The following is a 16,231-nucleotide window of genomic DNA, read 5'->3' as shown; positions in this document are numbered from 1 at the left end:
GTCCGGTTTGTTCCAGTGTGAGTGTGGGGGACGGTTTTGTCAACGCGGGGCGGGCCGAGTATAACGGAATCTTCAGGCAAGGAGCGCGGATTCAGCTGCGTCCAGTAGAGCTTTCATCTCAAAGGGTTTTTGCAGCGTGCTGTGCGCGCCCAGCATTTTTGCGACGTCCAGAAATCCAAGGACTCCGATCATGTCGCTGCCGCCGGTAATGGCGATGATCTTCACGCTTGGCGATTCGCGTCGCAAGACGGTAATGCACTCCAAGCCATCTTGATCGGGCATTAAGATATCCGTAATCACGACGTCCGCGGGTTGAAGGCGGTACTGCTCAAGCGCGTCTCGTCCGTTGCTGGCCTCTGCGACGCGATATCCGGCTTCTTCAAACGTCGTTCGAATCAGTTGGCGAATCTGGTGCTCATCGTCAACGATCAGAATGGAAGGCATAGCGCTCCCCGTTCGCTTTATGGTCATATCCGCCCCGACACGACTCATTTCGGTCGTGTACGTTTCATGGATCACTCTAGCATCCGCTGTGTGGGAGGGCAAACAATTGGCGTCTTTCACGTGGAGAGGTCCGCTTGATGCAGGCTTTGGACGTGAAACCGGGAGCAGGTGACCGATGAAACGAGCCGCCCAGTCTTGTGTCAGCCGGCGTCACAACTTGAGAGAAGATGATGTTGGTGCCGAAGGCGGGACTTGAACCCGCACGGCTTTCGCCACACGCCCCTCAAACGTGCGTGTCTGCCATTCCACCACTTCGGCACTAAAGGCACACTGAAAATGCCCTTCAACGTCCTTTTCGGTCGCCTGTTTCACTGGGACGTAACATCCCTCCTACGCCTCATTCGCAGGCTCCCTGCGGCGTTGTTCTACGGGCATTTTGTGCATGCCTGAGCACTTGGCTCTCGCTGACTGACGTCTAGTCGCCGGCCCGTTTGAACATCCTGCTCCTCGCGACACGCAGCGGGTGGCCATCCGACTCAGAGGGAGCGGCATTATAGGAGGAGCCCAAAATTCTTGTCAACGAACGGAACGTTCGGTAGAATCGGCCCGCACGTCTCGAATGGGTTCTGTGCACACCTTTCGGATCATCCGACTCAGGACGACTCATCAATGCCGCCCGCTCATATGCTTTCCCGATCTCGGACCGGGACTCAGGTCGCCGCGTTTTTTGATTTGGACAACACCTTGCTGCCTGGCGAGGCCACCGAGGTGCGATTCTTCCGGTCCCTCTGGAGGTGGAAGGTCGTCGGGTGGCCGGAATTGAGGACCAGCGCAGGATGGCTCCTCCGGCATTTGCCCGCGCCGTCGCTCCAGCCTCTCCGGGAGCACAAGTTGTATCTCACCGGTAAACCGACCCAAGTGATTGGGCCGCTGGGAGAGGAGTTCTGTCGCGAGGAGATCTGCCCCGTCGTGGTGGTCGCTGGGATGAGGCGGATGGAAGAACATCGTCGCGCCGGGCACCGGATCGTTCTCATCACCGGCTCGCTGGATTTCCTCGTTCAACCCATTGCGGAGGTGCTCCGCATCGATCGATCTATTGCGGCAGTACCTGAGCAGGTCGAAGGACTCTATACGGGCCGATTGGTGGCTGCCCTGCCCTACGGCGAAGAGAAGCGAGCAGTCATTCAAAGGCTGGCTGCCGAGTTGGATGTCGACTTAGGGTCCTGCTTCGCCGATGGCGATAGTGCGGGAGATCTTGAGATACTCAGAGCGGTCGGCCATCCGACGGTCGTTAACCCCATCTGCGGGATGGGCACGGTCGCCGTGCAACATCACTGGCCGATCGTGCGCTGGCGGTAGAGGCGCGCGTGAGCGATCTCCAGAACGGAACGTTCGGCATGCGAATCACCGAGATCTTCCACAGTATCCAAGGGGAATCCACCTACGCAGGGCAGCCCTGCGTCTTTGTACGGCTGACCGGCTGTCCCCTCCGTTGCACGTGGTGCGACACGGCATACGCATTTCATGGAGGAGAAGAGATGTCCGTTGCCGACGTGTTGACCACCGTCAAGTCATACGGGTGCAGACTCGTCGAAATCACCGGGGGAGAGCCTCTGGCGCAATCCCAAGCCCTCCAGCTTATCGAGTCATTGTGTGAGGCGGACTACACGGTGCTGATTGAAACCAGCGGCGCCATCGATACTTCGCCGGTTGACCGCCGTGCGCACGTGATCCTCGATGTGAAGTGTCCGGGAAGCGGGATGACGGAACGGATGTGGTGGCAGAACCTGACGCGGTTGAGCGCAAAGGACGAAGTCAAATTCGTGATCGCCGGCCGGCACGACTACGACTGGGCGGTCGGGATCATCGAGCGGTATGGTCTGGCAGGATTGTGCCCGGTGCTCATGAGTCCGGTCTTCGAGAGCCTTGAACCACGACAGCTCGCTGAATGGATCTTGACGGACCGGTTGCCGGTTCGGTTCCAGCTGCAACTCCACAAGTTCATTTGGGCACCGGACGCGCGCGGCGTCTAAGAAACCGGTTCTGGCCGTCGGTCTGGCGGCCGGAATCTCACGCTCAAGCAACCGCAAGAAGGGGAGGGTCATGAAGCTGATGCAGGTTCAGATCAACGCGGGGCGGCCCGAGTCCGAGTCGGTCGAGGTCCTGGTCCTGACGCATTGTGAAGGGGAAGCCTTGGCCAAGCAGGATGCAGGCGCGATCGATAAGGCGCTCGGCGGCTCGCTGCAAGGTCTCCTCCGGAGCGGAGAGTTCGAGGGTCGGACGGGCGAAACGATGCTGTTTCACACGCAAGGCAAGGTGCCGGCAAGACGCCTGCTCTTGATCGGATTGGGAAAGAAAAAGTCTCTGACGCTGGACACCCTGCGACAGGCGATGGGGCACGCGGCTAAACGTGCGCGCCAAGCGAAAGTGGATGCGTTCACGGTCTGCTATCCGACGGCGACGCCCAAGGGACACTCTGCGGTGGAGATCACTCAGGCCATGACGGAAGGCGCCGTTCTCGGCGGGTATCAGTTTATGACATACCGCACCGAGGATACCGACGCAAGAGACATCGGTTTCATGACCCTGCTCGTGCCGCAAAAGAGTCAGGTGCGTCAGAGTGCCGAAGGCGTCCGCCGGGGTCTTGCTACGGCGGAGGCCACGATGTTCGTCCGCGACCTGTGCAATCATCCCTCCAACGTCATGACCCCGACGCGCATCGCCGACGAAGCCAAAGCGATCGCCAAGCAGGAGCATCTTACGCTCAAGATGCTTGAGCAGAAGGACATGAAGCAACTTGGTATGGGGGCGCTGCTGGGCGTGGCCCGGGGCAGTCACGAGCCGCCGAAATTCCTCATTCTGGAATACAATCGGGCCAGGAAAAAGGATGAGCGTCCGGTCGTGTTCGTCGGAAAGACCATCACGTTCGATACGGGAGGGATCTCGCTGAAGCCGGCCGAGAACATGGAGCACATGAAAGCGGACATGACCGGCGGCGCCGAGGTGCTGGCGGCAGTCAGGGCAGCCGCTCGCCTGAAGCTGCCGCTTCGGCTTATCAGTATTCTACCGGTGGCGGAGAACATGCCGGGAGGGCGAGCGATGAAGCCGGGCGACATCGTGAAAACGCTCTCGGGCAAGACCGTCGAAGTGCAAAATACCGACGCGGAAGGGCGGCTCATTCTCTCCGACGCGCTCTTCTATGCCCAGCGCTACAATCCCGCAGCCCTGGTCGATATCGCAACCCTCACGGGCGCCTGTGTCGTGGCTCTCGGCCAATTCGCCATCGGCATGTTCGGAACGGACGCCAGGCTGAAGGAGCAGGTGCGGAAGTCCGGCCTGACGTCGGGCGAACGCGTCTGGGAGATGCCGCTGTGGGAAGAGTATTTTGAGCAGCTGCGGAGCGATGTCGCGGACATGCGGAATATCGGAGGCCGCGGAGGAGGCATGATCACCGCCGCGCTGTTCCTAAGCAAATTCGTGGGCGACTATCCGTGGGTGCACCTCGATATTGCGAGCACCGATTGGAGCGAGCGGGAGCGGGCCTATATTTCCAAGGGTCCGACGGGCATCGGCACGAGGCTGCTGATTCAGTATCTGATCGATCGGAGTTTGTAGCGTGGTACGATCTCACATGACGATTCGCGAAAAGGTCGGCCAGCTGTTCATGATCGGTTTCATGGGCACGTCCGTGACGCCCGAGCTCGCGGGCTTTCTGAAAACCTACAAACCGGGCGGCGTCATTCTCTTCTCGCGGAATCTGGAGTCCATCGGCCAGATCGTGGAATTGACTAACGATCTGCAGCGATGCAACCCAAAGTCGCCCCTCGTGATCTCGATCGACCAGGAAGGCGGCCGCGTCTCGCGATTGCCGGCCGGTTTCACGATTTTTCCTCCTTGCGAGGTGCTGGGCCGGTGCAACTCCGCCGAGTTGACCTATGCGGCTGCCGCAACCATCGCGAAGGAGCTGCGGGCCGTTGGAATCAACATGAACATGGCACCCGTACTTGATGTGAACAGTAACCCGAACAATCCGATCATCGGCGACCGAGCGTTTGGGGCGACATCAGACCTCGTCAGCGAATCGGGCATCCTCACGGTCGCCGGGCTGCAGGACAACCTGGTGGTGGCCTGCGGGAAGCACTTCCCAGGTCATGGCGATACCGTGACAGATTCCCATAAGGAGCTTCCAGTGGTGGAGGCCTCTCGGGAACGGCTCGACACGATGGAGTTGGTGCCGTTTCGGCGTGCGGTCGCCACTGGTGTGGCCGCGATGATGACCGCGCATGTCCTCTACAAGGCGCTGGACCCGCAGTGCCCCGCGACGCTGTCTCCGTTCATCGTCACGCAGCTGCTGCGGGATCAATTCGGATATGACGGCGTCGTACTCACAGATGATCTGGAGATGCGCGCGATCGTCGACCACTATGGAATCGCCGATGCCGCCGTCCGCGCCATCCAGGCCGGTTGCGACGTGCTCCTGATCTGCAAAGATCGGGGGCGTGAAGTGGAGGCATTTGAGGCGATCGAACAGTCTGTGGCGGCTGGCGACATCACGATGGAGCGTCTGGATCAGTCCGTGGCGAGAATTCAACGGTTGAAGCAGCGCTATGTGCTCCCCTACAGGCCGGCATCGATTTCCGACGCAAGGCTCGTCGTCGGTTGCCGGACCCACCGAGCGCTCTTGCAGAGCGTGTATCAGACAGGGGCCAGAATGGCCAAGGCGTCGATTCCGCAGACTCTTTAACCATAATCGTATTGTGAAGGAGATCCCGTGCCGCTGAAAAAGGGCGACCTGATCGATGAGCGAAAGCGCCATCCTGACTCGTGCGGCTTGGTGGTCAAGGTGATGGGGGGAGGAGCAGGCTTCGAAAAGATCATGTGTTGCGATCATGAACTAACCGATGAGGATGTTGTTCCCGAAATCCACCCATCCGGCGGCCGGAAGAAGGGCGCCCTGCCGCTGGCCGTGGTTCTCGATGAAAAGAAGTTCTACCCTGATTCCTGTGGGCTGCGGGTTATGATCATGGACGGGGGTGCCGGCTTCAAGGAAATCCGCTGTTGCGGTCACTCACTCACCGTGAGTTCGATGCGGGATCTCAGGTACGGAGCGTTGCGGGGAGCAGATCCAGAGGGAGGATCGGACGCTCAACCGAATGCGCCGGCTGGAACCGCATGATCCGGATGAAGTAAGAGGATTCCATGCAGGATCGCAAAGCAGTCATGAACCGCTGGTGTGGGGTGATGGAATGGCTGGACCGGCTCGGCTATATGACAGCCGGATTCAGTCTTCTGGTTTTGGGCATGCTCTTGTTCGCCCATGCCTGGTACGTGTTCGCCACCAGAGCCGGTCAGATCGGGCTCTTGCCGTCCGGTCTCAAGCTGTTGAACGATATCTTGCTCGTGATCATTTTGCTCGAGTTGTTTCGCACGGTGATCCGTTTCCTCCAGACTGAGGTGCTCGATCTTGAACCCTATCTGGCCGTCGGCATCATCGCCTGCACGCGACGTGTGTTGACCGCCAGCGCAGAGCTGTCCCATCTCCCGTCGATGAATGAAAATCAATTCTATCAGTACCTCATGGATGTGGGGCTGAACGTGATGGTGATCATGGTGCTGGTGGTCGGCGTCTTTCTGGTCCGTAAGGTCCCCGCACAACCTCATACGATCTCGCCGTAGGGGTGCTGGTTCCGCGCTTCCTTTCTCCTCCATCACTTGCGCCGACAGTGAGCGACTTCGCCGGTGGAGCTGTGGTGCGTCAACCTCTCGTACATGCGCCCGGCCCTCGGTGCAGCGTGGAGGCGTGCACCTGGACAGGGCGCATTGTGCGAGCAAACGGGGCAGCCTCCTTGCCCTACGCTTATGGCTTGTGGCATCATGCCGCTTCTCTGGAGTCGACATGGCCAATCTGATCGAATACGTCGGCTGCGTGCACATATTCCTTGGGCCGTATCGCGGGAACCCGATCGCGCTGTACCTGAGAAGGACGGACAACCAATGTCAGATTGGTCCGAAGGTCTATCCTTGGAACGAGGTGGTGGGGACCGGAGAGACTCCCAACAAGGCTGCCGCGGATTTCGAGAACAAGTGGAAGGCCAAGGGACTGTCGGCCGACATGTACTCCGGGCCGTCATGGGACGGTGGAATCAAGCCGGAGAAGCCTGCGCCTCCCAAGCCACCCGCTCCTCCCAAACCCGCGGCTCCACCTGCGGCAACTCAAGCAGGAGCTCCCTCCTCTCCGACAGCCGCGCCTCAGCCGTCTGCACCGGTTTCTGCTGCCGAGCCCGAAGGCGGTCCGGCTGCTTGATCATGGTTGCTTCTCAGGGTAGACGAGCTGCGCATGCGGCTCGAGCGTTGCCAGCCTGCTCTGTTTGAGTCCATACCCGAGATAGATCAGGATACCGATGACCGTCCAGACGCCGAAGCGAATCCATGTCAGTCCGGGCAGCTGCCACATCAGCCAGAGACAGGCCAATGTGGCGGCTACCGGGACGATTGGCATGAACGGAAGCCTAAACGGTCTGGGATAGTCCGGGTTGGTGTAGCGCAGCACGATGACGCCGACGCAGACGAGGACGAACGCGAAGAACGTTCCGATGTTGGTCATATCCGCGGCCTCTCCGATGGGAATCAGCGCCGAAAGGACCGCCACGGCGATGCCGGTCAGGATCGTGGCTCTATGCGGCGTGCCGAAACGAGGATGGACGGCGGATAGCCACGGACCGAGCAGTCGATCGCGCGACATCGCGAAGAATACCCGAATCTGTCCGAGCATCATGACGACAAGAACGCTGGTGATCCCGGCTACGGCGCCGATCGCCACGACCGCGGCCCCCCACTTGAATCCGACGAGCTGCAACGCCTCCGCCACCGGAGCGTGGATGTCGATCCGGCTGACCGGAACCAGCCCGGTCAGCACAGTCGCCACCGCGATGTAGAGGATCGTACAGACGGTCAACGATCCGATAATCCCAATAGGAACGTCGCGCTTAGGGTTCTTAGCCTCCTCAGCCGCCGTTGAAACGGCATCGAATCCGATATACGCGAAGAAGACGATGGCGGCGGCCACTCCCACACCGGCAAACCCCTGCGGCATGAACGGAGACCAGTTGCTTGAATTCAACGAGGTACTTCCAATCCCAATGAAGAACAGAATGACGGCTAGTTTGATCACGACGACAATGCCGGTCATTCGCGCGCTTTCCTTGATGCCAACGACGAGGACGACGGTTACGAGGAGCACGATGATGGCAGCGGGAAGGTTGGCGACACCCCCCTCGGAACCACCTGGCGGATGGGTCGCCCAATGGGGGAGTTCAATGCCGGCCAGCCGGAGCAGATTGTTGAAATAGCCGGACCAACCGATGGCGACCGCCACGCAGGCGACCCCATACTCGAGGATCAGATTCCATCCCGTCAGCCAGGCGAGCATTTCTCCGAGCGTCGCGTAGGAAAATGTGTAGGCGCTCCCGGCTACGGGAATCATGGCCGACATTTCGGCATAGCACAGGGCGGCCAGCGCACAGGTCAGTCCGGATAGGACAAAGGAGAGGATGATCCCCGGTCCCGCTCCAGGCCTGTGGTCATCTCCGACAATCGCGGTGCCGATCAGGACGAAGATGCCGGTTCCGATGATCGCACCGATGCCCAGGCAGGTGAGGTCCCAGGCTGTCAGGGTTTTCTTCAGTCGATGGGTGGGATGATCGGCGTCTGCCAGAATCTGTTGAATCGGCTTGGTCCGAAAGAGGCTGCGTATCACTGGTTATCTCTTGTGCGCGGAAGAGACAATCGGAGGGCGTCAATCACCTGATCGTGTACGTCAGGCCAAGTATAGCAGGTATCTCCGCATTTGCTGTGGTCCAACTGAGCGTCACCGCGTTATCGGGCGCCGTTGCGCAGCACGCAAGAACGCTTCAAACAGTCGCCGATGGGGCCGATGCCGATCGAAGAGAAACTCCGGATGCCACTGCACCCCGAGAAAAAAATGGTGCTGCCGTGACTCAATGGCTTCTACGATCCCGTCGGGAGCCACGGCGCTCGCCACGAGCGATGGGGCCACATCTCTGACGGACTGATGATGAGAGCTGTTGACACGGACGGTGGCTGCGCGGAGGATTCGACGAAGGAGGCTGTGCTGGGTGACGCGTACCGCATGGCTGAGGCGGGTTGCGCGTGCCGCTTGGCGATGTTTGAGGGCCTCTTCCACCTGGGAGGCAATGTCCTGGAAGAGACTGCCCCCCAATGCCACGTTCATGGTCTGCATCCCCCCGCAGATGCCCAGGACCGGCAAGTCGGCGGCTTGGGCCATCCGGACCATCTCAAGTTCAAATGTCGAGCGTCGCTGGCTTACGAGATCGAATGTGTATCGTTGGCGTTCCCCGTACAGTCCGGGCGGGAGATCCGGACCGCTGCCGGTCAGGAGTAAACCATGAATACTGGTGAGTAGGCGGCGGCGGGCATCGCGGTCCGTGGCAAGGGGAAGAACGATGGGAATCCCACCAAGTTCTTCGACGGCGCGAACATAGCGCGCCCGCAGGAAGTATGTGGGCTCCCTACCTCCCCAGTCTTTTCGATCACCGGCATTGAAATCAGGCGTGACGCCGATGAGTGGTTTCATCAGGTCAGCGGGCTGGCTCCACCACCGACGACGGCGGCGTTTCCGCACTGTCGGCTACCCCGAGGAAGCGGATGGGCTTGTCACCGCGCAAATGCTCCGGGGTGATGACGTAAGTGCCGTACATGCTGGTGGTCCAAATACTCTTCGCTGCGTTCTCGTTTCCACCGGAGAACACATAGGCCAAGCCTCCGACCAAGCCGCCCCCGATGGCGAAAGCGGTCTTAAAGGGCAGATAGAGAATTGTGCTCAAACCCGAAAGCACTCCAATGCCGGCGCCCGAGGCGCTGCCGCCTTCGGACGAAGGGGCCGGGGCGGCATCCTGACTCCCGGCCTGTGGCGCCATGGTGAACATGCACAACGCCAGGACAAGGATCATGGCGACTGCCCTGGACCAGGCGGTGACGGATATCGATGAAGGCGAATGAAGATTCACGGAAGGCCCTCCTTCTTCAACTGGAAAAATATGAACTGCGGCGGTGGCACCTGAGGGCCATCCACATGCATGCCCCTGTCGGTTATAACAAATTCACCTGTGAATGCAACCCCCCTGCCTCTTGAAGGCATTAGGTGTCCCTGGTATAAGTCGGATCTCCGGGCTGAAGGTCCATTTCGGCCGCGACGTAGGATCGGATGAAGTCGGTGCGCCGGATCAGATCGGCTTGTGTTTCGGCGTTCCATGCGTCGGCCGTTAGACGCTGGTTCTCCTGGGCGATGCCGGCCTGTAACAGCCGTTCGAGCCGGTAGCGGCAGAGAGCTTGGACGAACACCTCGCCGGCCCGCGCTTCCTGTGATACGTGATCGTCCAATCTCGTGGCGGCCAAGGTTTGGCTGAGCCACCGAGAAAATTGTGTGGCGGTGCGGCTTGCCTGTATTTGAGCTTCGGTAATCTCCACGAGCACCTGGATGCCCCCCTTCCAACTGCGCTTCTTGACGTTGAACACGCAGGCATGGGTGGAAGGCTTCCCTTCCACCGCCTCCGGCCCGAAGAACAGCGTGATTCTGTATTGAATTGATTCAGTACAGGGGTCCGTCGGCATGAGGGGCATTGTAGCATGCCCTAATAGCCGACCGTCACGTCGTTGACGGCTCCGCAGACCCGACGATAAGATGCGCCTCGTGACCGATCAGCCTCACCTGGACCGTGTGCGAGCCGTTCAACTGGCACTGAAAGAGGCCGGAGGCATCGACGGCTGGCTGTTCTACGACTTCCGAGGGAGCGATCCGCTGAGCTACCGCATCCTGTTGCTTGACGTTGCCATGCACGTCACCAGGCGGTGGTATTACTGGATTCCGACCGAAGGAACCCCGCAAAAGCTGTTGCACCGTATCGAGCCGTACGTGTTGGATCCGTTGCCCGGCGAGTCCCACCTGTATGTGTCTTGGACTCAACAGCATGAATTACTCTCGCAGATATTGGAGGGGCGGCGCCGAGTCGTGATGCAGTATTCTCCCATGAACGCCGTGCCATATGTGTCGCGGGTCGATGCGGGAACCGTCGAACTCGTCGAGAGCCTCGGAGTCGAGATCGTCAGTTCGGGCGATCTGACTCAAATCTTTGAAGCGGTCTGGACCGATGCGCAACTGGAGTCTCACCAGTATGCGGCCGAGGCGCTGAGACGGATCGTGGACGAAGCCTTTGCGCACGTCGGAGAAATGGTGGGCGGCGGAAGGGTCCTGACAGAATACGGCTTGCAGCAATTCATTCTTGGTCGGATCCGGGACGCAGGGATGACGACTTCGAGTGCGCCGATTGCCGCCGTCGGCGCGCACAGTGCCGATCCGCATTACGGACCCCCGCCGTCCGGATCCACCGACATCAGGCGGGATGATCTGGTCCTGATCGATCTCTGGGCCAAACGCGCGAGGGCCGGTTCGGTCTACGCGGATATCACATGGACCGCGTTTGCCGGACGGACCGTTCCCGATAAGCACCGCGCAGTATTCAATCTCGTCAAGGAGGGCCGGGATGCAGCATTGAATTTCGTGCGTGGGCAACTGGCGGCAGGAATCCGTCCATTCGGATGGGAGGTCGATAATGCCTGCCGGCGCGTCATTGAGGCGGGTGGCTACGGCCCCCAGTTCCTTCACCGCACCGGCCATTCGATCGGCGAGGAGGTGCATGGCAACGGCGCTAATATCGACGGCCTCGAGACGCAAGAGACACGTAGACTCATCCCGCGCACGTGTTTTTCCATCGAGCCCGGGATCTATCTGCCGGGCGAATTCGGCATCAGGAGCGAACTCGATGTCTATCTGTCCGAAAGCAACGCGCTGGTCTTCGGACTTCCGCTTCAGGAAGCGTTGGCACCGCTGTTGTGACGGGGCTTCACTCGGAGCGCTTCCTTGACAGCAGATCCGGTCGGCCTATACAGTGGACACCTGCGAGGTCGCCTTCTTCGCGCGAGCCAAAGGACGATGCCATGTTCGGCACCATGGGTATTTCGGAATTGATCATCATCCTGGCGATCGTACTCATCATCTTTGGGGCGGGTAAGCTTCCTCAAATCGGGGAAGGCGTCGGGAAGGCCCTCAAGGGATTTAAGAAAGAGGTCCACGACATCCCCTCCCCGGAAGCGACGCAATCTGAACAGGCCGTGCCACCCGCGAGTCAATCCGACATCCACCAGGTACAACCTCCAGCGAGTTCCGCAGCGGCATCCCCTCAGCCGAAACCCACGGCGCCGTACACGCCCGGTCCGGAATTGACTCCCGGAACCACCGCGGCTGCGATGTACAACATGGGACCGCAGGTCCACTCAGCCTCCTCCAAGGCTCCCGTTTCGGCGGCTGCGACCGACGTGGGTCAACGCCCTCCTACCATGGAAGAACGGGCCGCGGCGCCCGTACCCATGATGCGGGGGCAGTACCCCCCTCTTCCCCAGAACGCGCAGCAGAAGCCTGTGATGACCAAGCGGCCGTCGGCCGTCGTGAACAAGGATGCGGTGGCTCGCGTCCAGGCGCAGCAGGCGTCGATGAAGGCGAAGGCGGCGCAACCGACCGGCATCTCCCCGGCGGATATGCAGAGCTTGGGTGAAGGCTTGGGGGATGCTTTGCGGACGTTCAAGCAAGCCGTGGCGGACGTGCGCAATTCGGTTGACCCTGAGATGCGGACCATTCAAGCCGAGATGGACGCAGCTCAGAAAGAACTGCAACAATCGATCGAAGCCGCCAAAGAACTCCCGGTCGTTCAGGAAGATCCCCCCAAACCAGCGTGAGGCGATCGACGGGCAAGGACGCCGAACGGGGATGTAGTAAGGCATACCGTCGTGCCGTACCTGCATTGATTGCAGTGGGTCTCTTGTGGTCCCCCGGATGCGTTCGAGAAACACCGCCGTCGCGGGATGAGGCCGTAACCGTCCTTCTGGCTCTTCTCCGTGATTGCAGTGCGGATACCCGGGAGACGGCTGCAGAAGCCTTGGGGAAGATCGGAGACCAAACCGCCGCCTTGCCCGTAGCCGACCTTCTGAGCGACGAGTCCGCGACCGTCCGACGTGCCGCGGCCCGAGCAGTCGGTCGGCTTGGGGCATCGTCCCGGGATAATGTGATTCCCCGGCTGCTGGGCGCCTTGGCCGATCCGCAGGAATCGGTGCGACAGGCAGCAATCCTGGCGATCGGTGAACTGGAACCGCCGGTCGGGTCGCTCCGCTCCATGGCGGATCTCCTGGTTTCACCTGATGTCGAGCTTAGAAGAGCGGCGCTGTCGGCGCTGGTCGACGTCGATGTCACGCCATGGCTGAGCATCCTCGAAGCGGTGCTGCGGGATGATCCGGATCCCCAGGTGCGTCAAAGAGCGGTCGCCGTTCTGGGGGAGATGAATACGCCGGCGGTGATGGCTCGGGTACGAGAACAGTTGACAAGAGATCCTGATCCAAGCGTCCGCGCGGAAGCAGCCTATCGACTGCGAATGACCGGGGATGAGGCCACGCGACAGGCGCTCGACCAAGCGGCGAGAACGGATAGGAATCGGACTGTGCGTCGGTGGGCGGAACGCGAGCCTACATAACACGCGAGCGATTCAGGGCGGCCACCAATTCGACCAACTCCTTCCGAGCCTGATCGTCGATAGCGGTGAATTGAACCCCCATCCCGGGAAAGAGCAGGAAGCGCTCGGGTTTGTTCCTGGTCCAGGCGACTTTGGCTTTGGCCTTGTGCTTGGCCCACGGGCGGTCCGGCAGGGTGAATTCAACGGCCAATTCAGTTCCCGGCGCCAGAGGCGTGCTGCTTTCAATAAACAACCCTCCTCCACCGATGCCGCCCGTCAGACTGTCGTATTGCTTTCCCTCCGGCGTCGTATAGCGGACCTTGACGGCAAGCGGAGCCCGCGCGTGAGCGCGGGCATGAGCAAACCGATGGGCGTCGTTGGTGGCCACAATTCGTTCGATGATTTCCTGCCATGTCATGGTGCCGAGTAGTTCGCCGTGCTTCTCATGCAGCGCAATCAGCTCTTGATTGGTGTCGATCTCGAGGGTTGTCCCATCATGCCCCGGTGTCATCGTGACCGGAAATTTCATCGGGTCTGTCCTTCGGCTAGACAATCGCTGCGCAGCGGCTCCTGAATCCATCAGGCGGCCGGTTTGCCCACATGCTGGATGCTCTTCACGAGTTCCACAACCCGGTTCCGGATCTCCGGGGCAATTTCCGTGAACCGAACGCCCATTCCAGGGCTGAATGTGTACTGATCGGCCTTCGGACAGACCCATGCGACCAGGCCCTTGGCCGGGAGCCATTCGTTCGGGCATTCCGGCAGGGAGAATTCCATAGCGAGTTGGGTTCCGACGGCGAGAGGGGTGAGACTCTCGATGAAGAGGCCACCGCCTCCGATCCCATCGGCCCGACTTTCGAATTGCTGTCCCTCGGGAGTCTTGTATTTCACTCGAAATGACAGAGTGACTCGCGGTTCGGAGCGTGACTCACGTGCAGCCGGAGGCTTTCTATACGCAAGAATTTGGTCGATCACGAAATCCCAGGAGAGATTTCCCATCGATTCGCCGTTGATGGCCAGCAGTGTGACGATCTCGCGGGCCGAATCCATCTCGATCGTCTTACCTTTGTGTCTGAGGCTAGACACGACGTGATACTTCACGACTTCCCCCAGCGTGGCGATACAGCGCAAGTATAGCGCAGCATTTCCGCTTGTCGAGGAAAACCACACACTTATCAACGGCGGTCGGCCGGTAGTGAGGGTGGGAGCGGAAAAGAAGCCTCGCCCGGTGGGATCGCAGCTAGATACGAAGAGCAGTGCGACGGGTGGCCGGTCCTAGGCTGTCTTGGCGTCCTTGTCTTGCTCGAAAATTCGGATCGGCGCGTGTTTCCCGAGGATCGCGTCTTCCGTGATGAGTACTTCTTTGATCTGTTTCTGGGATGGGGCGTCATACATCACGTCCAGCATGACTTCTTCCAAGATCGCCCGAAGACCCCGTGCGCCAGTTTTTTGCGTAAACGCTTTTCGTGCGACAGCACCGAGAGCGCCCTCCGTGAATTTGAGCTTGATCTTCTCGAAGGAGAGGAGTTTTTCATATTGTTTGGTCAGGGCGTTTCTCGGCTCCGTCAAGATGCGGATCAGGGCGCGTTCGTCCAGCTCGTCGAGCGTGGCCACGACCGGAAGGCGGCCGACAAACTCAGGGATCAGACCGTATTTCAGGAAATCCTCGGGCTGCACTTGCTCGAACAGCTCGCCGAGCCGGATGTCGCCTCGGCTCCGGATCTCGGCGCCGAATCCCATGGATTTTCTGTTCAGCCGTTGTTCGATGAGTTGCTCAAGCCCGACGAAGGCGCCACCGCAAATGAACAGGATATTGCTGGTGTTAACCTGGATGAATTCCTGATGAGGGTGTTTGCGACCGCCTTGAGGAGGCACATTGGCGACGGTTCCCTCGATCAGTTTGAGCAGCGCTTGCTGGACACCTTCACCCGAGACATCACGGGTGATCGAGGGGCTGTCGCTCTTCCGACTGATCTTGTCGATCTCATCGATGTAGACGATGCCCCTCTCGGCCCGTTCGACATCATAGTCTGCCGCTTGAAGGAGTTTCAGGATGATGTTTTCGACGTCTTCGCCGACGTAGCCGGCTTCAGTCAGCGTGGTGGCGTCGGCCAGTGTGAAAGGAACATCCAGATACTTGGCCAATGTTTGCGCCAGTAGGGTCTTGCCCGTCCCCGTGGGGCCGACCATGAGGATATTGCCTTTCTGTAGTTCAACGTCGTCGACGTCTTTCTCCTTGGCGGAGATACGTTTGTAGTGATTGTGCACGGCGACGGAGAGAATGCGCTTCGCTCGTTCCTGTCCCACTACATACTGGTCAAGATGGTGCTTGATCTCCGCCGGCTTTTTCAGCTTGGATGAGATCTCTTCTTTGGCCTCTTCCCAGTCCTCCGCGATGATGTCGTTGCACAGGTTGACGCATTCGTCACAGATGTAGACAGTCGGCCCAGCGATCAACTTGCGGACCTCGTCGCGGCTTTTCCCGCAAAACGAACATCGCAGATGCCGATCCATCTTTTCCTGCTTGGCCATGCGTCCTCCTGCGCCGGTACCGGCTATTTATCCTTAGAGCCGTCCTTGTCCGATCCTACCGCTTTGAGGGCCTTGGGGGCGCGAGTGATGACCTCATCAATCAGGCCGTAGCGCTTGGCTTCCTCCCCGGACATGAAATAATCCCGTTCCGTATCGAGCGCAATTTTCTCGATAGGCTGACCCGTATGCTTCGCCATGATTTCATTCAGGCGTTCCCGAATCTTCAGAATTTCTCTGGCATGAATGTCGATCTCGGTGGCCTGGCCCTGGAAGCCGCCCAACGGCTGATGGATCATCACGCGGGCGTTCGGCAGGGCGAAGCGCTTCCCCTTCGTGCCTGCGGTCAGCAGCAACGCTCCCATGCTGGCGGCCTGTCCGAGACAAATCGTATTGATCGGTGGTTTGACGTACTGCATGGTGTCGTAAATGCCGAGGCCGGCCGTGACGCTGCCGCCCGGCGAATTGACGTAGAGATTGATGTCCTTTTCCGGGTCCTCGGCCTCCAAGAACAGCAGTTGGGCGATGATCAGGTTGGCGAAGATGTCGTCGATCGGCGCTCCGAGAAAGATGATGCGGTCTTTCAAGAGTCTGGAGTAGATATCGTAGGCGCGTTCGCCTCGGTTCGTTTGCTCAACGACGATGGGAACTAGCATGCAGGT

At 59.8% G+C, this 16,231-nt stretch carries 19 protein-coding genes and 1 tRNA gene; 10 read left to right on the top strand and 10 right to left on the bottom strand.

Annotated features, from left to right (window positions below):
• Positions 1–72 precede the first annotated feature (72 nt).
• Both P0111_17080 and P0111_17075 read right to left on the bottom strand, forming a co-directional pair.
• Positions 73–444: a response regulator gene (locus P0111_17080; GenBank protein MDF0645742.1), complete on the bottom strand. Its 372-nt coding sequence runs from the start codon at positions 442–444 to the stop codon at positions 73–75.
• A gap of 234 nt (positions 445–678) precedes the next feature.
• A tRNA-Leu gene (locus P0111_17075) sits at positions 679–762 on the bottom strand.
• A 351-nt stretch (positions 763–1,113) separates the two neighbouring features.
• On the opposite strand from P0111_17075, the gene P0111_17070 reads away from it, so the two are divergent.
• The 7 genes from P0111_17070 to P0111_17040 all read left to right on the top strand — a co-directional run bounded on the left by P0111_17070 (position 1,114) and on the right by P0111_17040 (position 6,748).
• Positions 1,114–1,803, top strand: coding sequence for an HAD-IB family hydrolase (locus P0111_17070; GenBank protein MDF0645741.1), 690 nt, complete (start codon positions 1,114–1,116; stop codon positions 1,801–1,803).
• A gap of 8 nt (positions 1,804–1,811) precedes the next feature.
• Entirely contained in the window at positions 1,812–2,477 is a 666-nt protein-coding gene (queE, locus tag P0111_17065) for a 7-carboxy-7-deazaguanine synthase QueE (protein ID MDF0645740.1), read from the top strand.
• Positions 2,478–2,547: 70 nt separating this feature from the next.
• Positions 2,548–4,059: a leucyl aminopeptidase gene (locus tag P0111_17060; GenBank protein MDF0645739.1), complete on the top strand. Its 1,512-nt coding sequence runs from the start codon at positions 2,548–2,550 to the stop codon at positions 4,057–4,059.
• A gap of 16 nt (positions 4,060–4,075) precedes the next feature.
• The gene (nagZ, locus tag P0111_17055) at positions 4,076–5,188 is read left to right on the top strand and encodes a beta-N-acetylhexosaminidase (GenBank protein ID MDF0645738.1); all 1,113 of its coding nucleotides are present in this window, start codon (positions 4,076–4,078) and stop codon (positions 5,186–5,188) included.
• A gap of 27 nt (positions 5,189–5,215) precedes the next feature.
• The gene (locus P0111_17050; GenBank protein MDF0645737.1) at positions 5,216–5,620 is read left to right on the top strand and encodes a hypothetical protein; all 405 of its coding nucleotides are present in this window, start codon (positions 5,216–5,218) and stop codon (positions 5,618–5,620) included.
• Between the two features lie 23 nt (positions 5,621–5,643).
• Entirely contained in the window at positions 5,644–6,120 is a 477-nt protein-coding gene (locus tag P0111_17045) for a phosphate-starvation-inducible PsiE family protein (GenBank protein MDF0645736.1), read from the top strand.
• 220 nt (positions 6,121–6,340) lie between these two features.
• Positions 6,341–6,748: a hypothetical protein gene (locus P0111_17040; GenBank protein MDF0645735.1), complete on the top strand. Its 408-nt coding sequence runs from the start codon at positions 6,341–6,343 to the stop codon at positions 6,746–6,748.
• Here P0111_17040 and P0111_17035 read toward each other — a convergent pair whose 3' ends face one another.
• The 4 genes from P0111_17035 to P0111_17020 form a co-directional block, all read right to left on the bottom strand.
• Positions 6,749–8,200, bottom strand: coding sequence for an amino acid permease (locus P0111_17035; GenBank protein ID MDF0645734.1), 1,452 nt, complete (start codon positions 8,198–8,200; stop codon positions 6,749–6,751).
• A gap of 111 nt (positions 8,201–8,311) precedes the next feature.
• A complete protein-coding gene (locus P0111_17030) occupies positions 8,312–9,058 on the bottom strand; it encodes a gamma-glutamyl-gamma-aminobutyrate hydrolase family protein (GenBank protein ID MDF0645733.1) in 747 nt (248 codons plus the stop codon).
• A 4-nt stretch (positions 9,059–9,062) separates the two neighbouring features.
• Positions 9,063–9,491: a hypothetical protein gene (locus P0111_17025; GenBank protein ID MDF0645732.1), complete on the bottom strand. Its 429-nt coding sequence runs from the start codon at positions 9,489–9,491 to the stop codon at positions 9,063–9,065.
• A 130-nt stretch (positions 9,492–9,621) separates the two neighbouring features.
• Complete coding sequence (locus tag P0111_17020; protein ID MDF0645731.1) at positions 9,622–10,104, bottom strand: hypothetical protein; 483 nt, start codon at positions 10,102–10,104, stop codon at positions 9,622–9,624.
• A gap of 70 nt (positions 10,105–10,174) precedes the next feature.
• Here P0111_17020 and P0111_17015 point away from each other — a divergent pair, with 70 nt between their 5' ends.
• The 3 genes from P0111_17015 (at position 10,175) to P0111_17005 (ending at position 13,061) form a co-directional block, all read left to right on the top strand.
• On the top strand, positions 10,175–11,377 hold the full coding sequence (locus P0111_17015) for a M24 family metallopeptidase (protein MDF0645730.1): 1,203 nt from the start codon (positions 10,175–10,177) through the stop codon (positions 11,375–11,377).
• A gap of 101 nt (positions 11,378–11,478) precedes the next feature.
• Positions 11,479–12,273: a twin-arginine translocase TatA/TatE family subunit gene (tatA, locus tag P0111_17010; protein ID MDF0645729.1), complete on the top strand. Its 795-nt coding sequence runs from the start codon at positions 11,479–11,481 to the stop codon at positions 12,271–12,273.
• A 74-nt stretch (positions 12,274–12,347) separates the two neighbouring features.
• Positions 12,348–13,061, top strand: a complete 714-nt coding sequence (locus P0111_17005) for a HEAT repeat domain-containing protein (protein MDF0645728.1) — start codon at positions 12,348–12,350, stop codon at positions 13,059–13,061.
• Here the strand turns inward: P0111_17005 and P0111_17000 are convergent.
• The 4 genes from P0111_17000 to clpP all read right to left on the bottom strand — a co-directional run bounded on the left by P0111_17000 (position 13,054) and on the right by clpP (position 16,225).
• A complete protein-coding gene (locus P0111_17000) occupies positions 13,054–13,569 on the bottom strand; it encodes a PilZ domain-containing protein (GenBank protein ID MDF0645727.1) in 516 nt (171 codons plus the stop codon). The two genes, P0111_17005 and P0111_17000, sit on opposite strands and share 8 nt — an antisense overlap.
• A 50-nt stretch (positions 13,570–13,619) precedes the next feature.
• Positions 13,620–14,126, bottom strand: coding sequence for a PilZ domain-containing protein (locus P0111_16995; protein MDF0645726.1), 507 nt, complete (start codon positions 14,124–14,126; stop codon positions 13,620–13,622).
• A gap of 189 nt (positions 14,127–14,315) precedes the next feature.
• A complete protein-coding gene (gene clpX, locus P0111_16990) occupies positions 14,316–15,572 on the bottom strand; it encodes an ATP-dependent Clp protease ATP-binding subunit ClpX (protein MDF0645725.1) in 1,257 nt (418 codons plus the stop codon).
• 23 nt (positions 15,573–15,595) lie between these two features.
• Entirely contained in the window at positions 15,596–16,225 is a 630-nt protein-coding gene (gene clpP, locus P0111_16985; protein MDF0645724.1) for an ATP-dependent Clp endopeptidase proteolytic subunit ClpP, read from the bottom strand.
• Between the last annotated feature and the right edge of the window lie 6 nt (positions 16,226–16,231).

Origin of the sequence: Nitrospira sp. (assembly GCA_029194535.1) — a bacterium.
Classification (GTDB): Bacteria; Nitrospirota; Nitrospiria; order Nitrospirales; family Nitrospiraceae; genus Nitrospira_C.
The sequence above is the reverse complement of the archived record's forward strand: the minus strand, read 5'-3'. Positions and strand labels throughout refer to the sequence as shown.

What these genes read in the sequence shown, in the direction of transcription:
- P0111_17080 (MDF0645742.1), bottom strand. Translation starts at nt 444, where the DNA reads ATGCCTTCCATTCTGATCGTTGACGATGAGCACCAGATTCGCCAACTG.
- P0111_17070 (MDF0645741.1), top strand. Translation starts at nt 1,114, where the DNA reads ATGCCGCCCGCTCATATGCTTTCCCGATCTCGGACCGGGACTCAGGTC.
- P0111_17060 (MDF0645739.1), top strand. Translation starts at nt 2,548, where the DNA reads ATGAAGCTGATGCAGGTTCAGATCAACGCGGGGCGGCCCGAGTCCGAG.
- nagZ (MDF0645738.1), top strand. Translation starts at nt 4,076, where the DNA reads ATGACGATTCGCGAAAAGGTCGGCCAGCTGTTCATGATCGGTTTCATG.
- P0111_17045 (MDF0645736.1), top strand. Translation starts at nt 5,644, where the DNA reads ATGCAGGATCGCAAAGCAGTCATGAACCGCTGGTGTGGGGTGATGGAA.
- P0111_17040 (MDF0645735.1), top strand. Translation starts at nt 6,341, where the DNA reads ATGGCCAATCTGATCGAATACGTCGGCTGCGTGCACATATTCCTTGGG.
- P0111_17030 (MDF0645733.1), bottom strand. Translation starts at nt 9,058, where the DNA reads ATGAAACCACTCATCGGCGTCACGCCTGATTTCAATGCCGGTGATCGA.
- P0111_17020 (MDF0645731.1), bottom strand. Translation starts at nt 10,104, where the DNA reads ATGCCCCTCATGCCGACGGACCCCTGTACTGAATCAATTCAATACAGA.
- tatA (MDF0645729.1), top strand. Translation starts at nt 11,479, where the DNA reads ATGTTCGGCACCATGGGTATTTCGGAATTGATCATCATCCTGGCGATC.
- P0111_17000 (MDF0645727.1), bottom strand. Translation starts at nt 13,569, where the DNA reads ATGAAATTTCCGGTCACGATGACACCGGGGCATGATGGGACAACCCTC.
- clpX (MDF0645725.1), bottom strand. Translation starts at nt 15,572, where the DNA reads ATGGCCAAGCAGGAAAAGATGGATCGGCATCTGCGATGTTCGTTTTGC.
- clpP (MDF0645724.1), bottom strand. Translation starts at nt 16,225, where the DNA reads ATGCTAGTTCCCATCGTCGTTGAGCAAACGAACCGAGGCGAACGCGCC.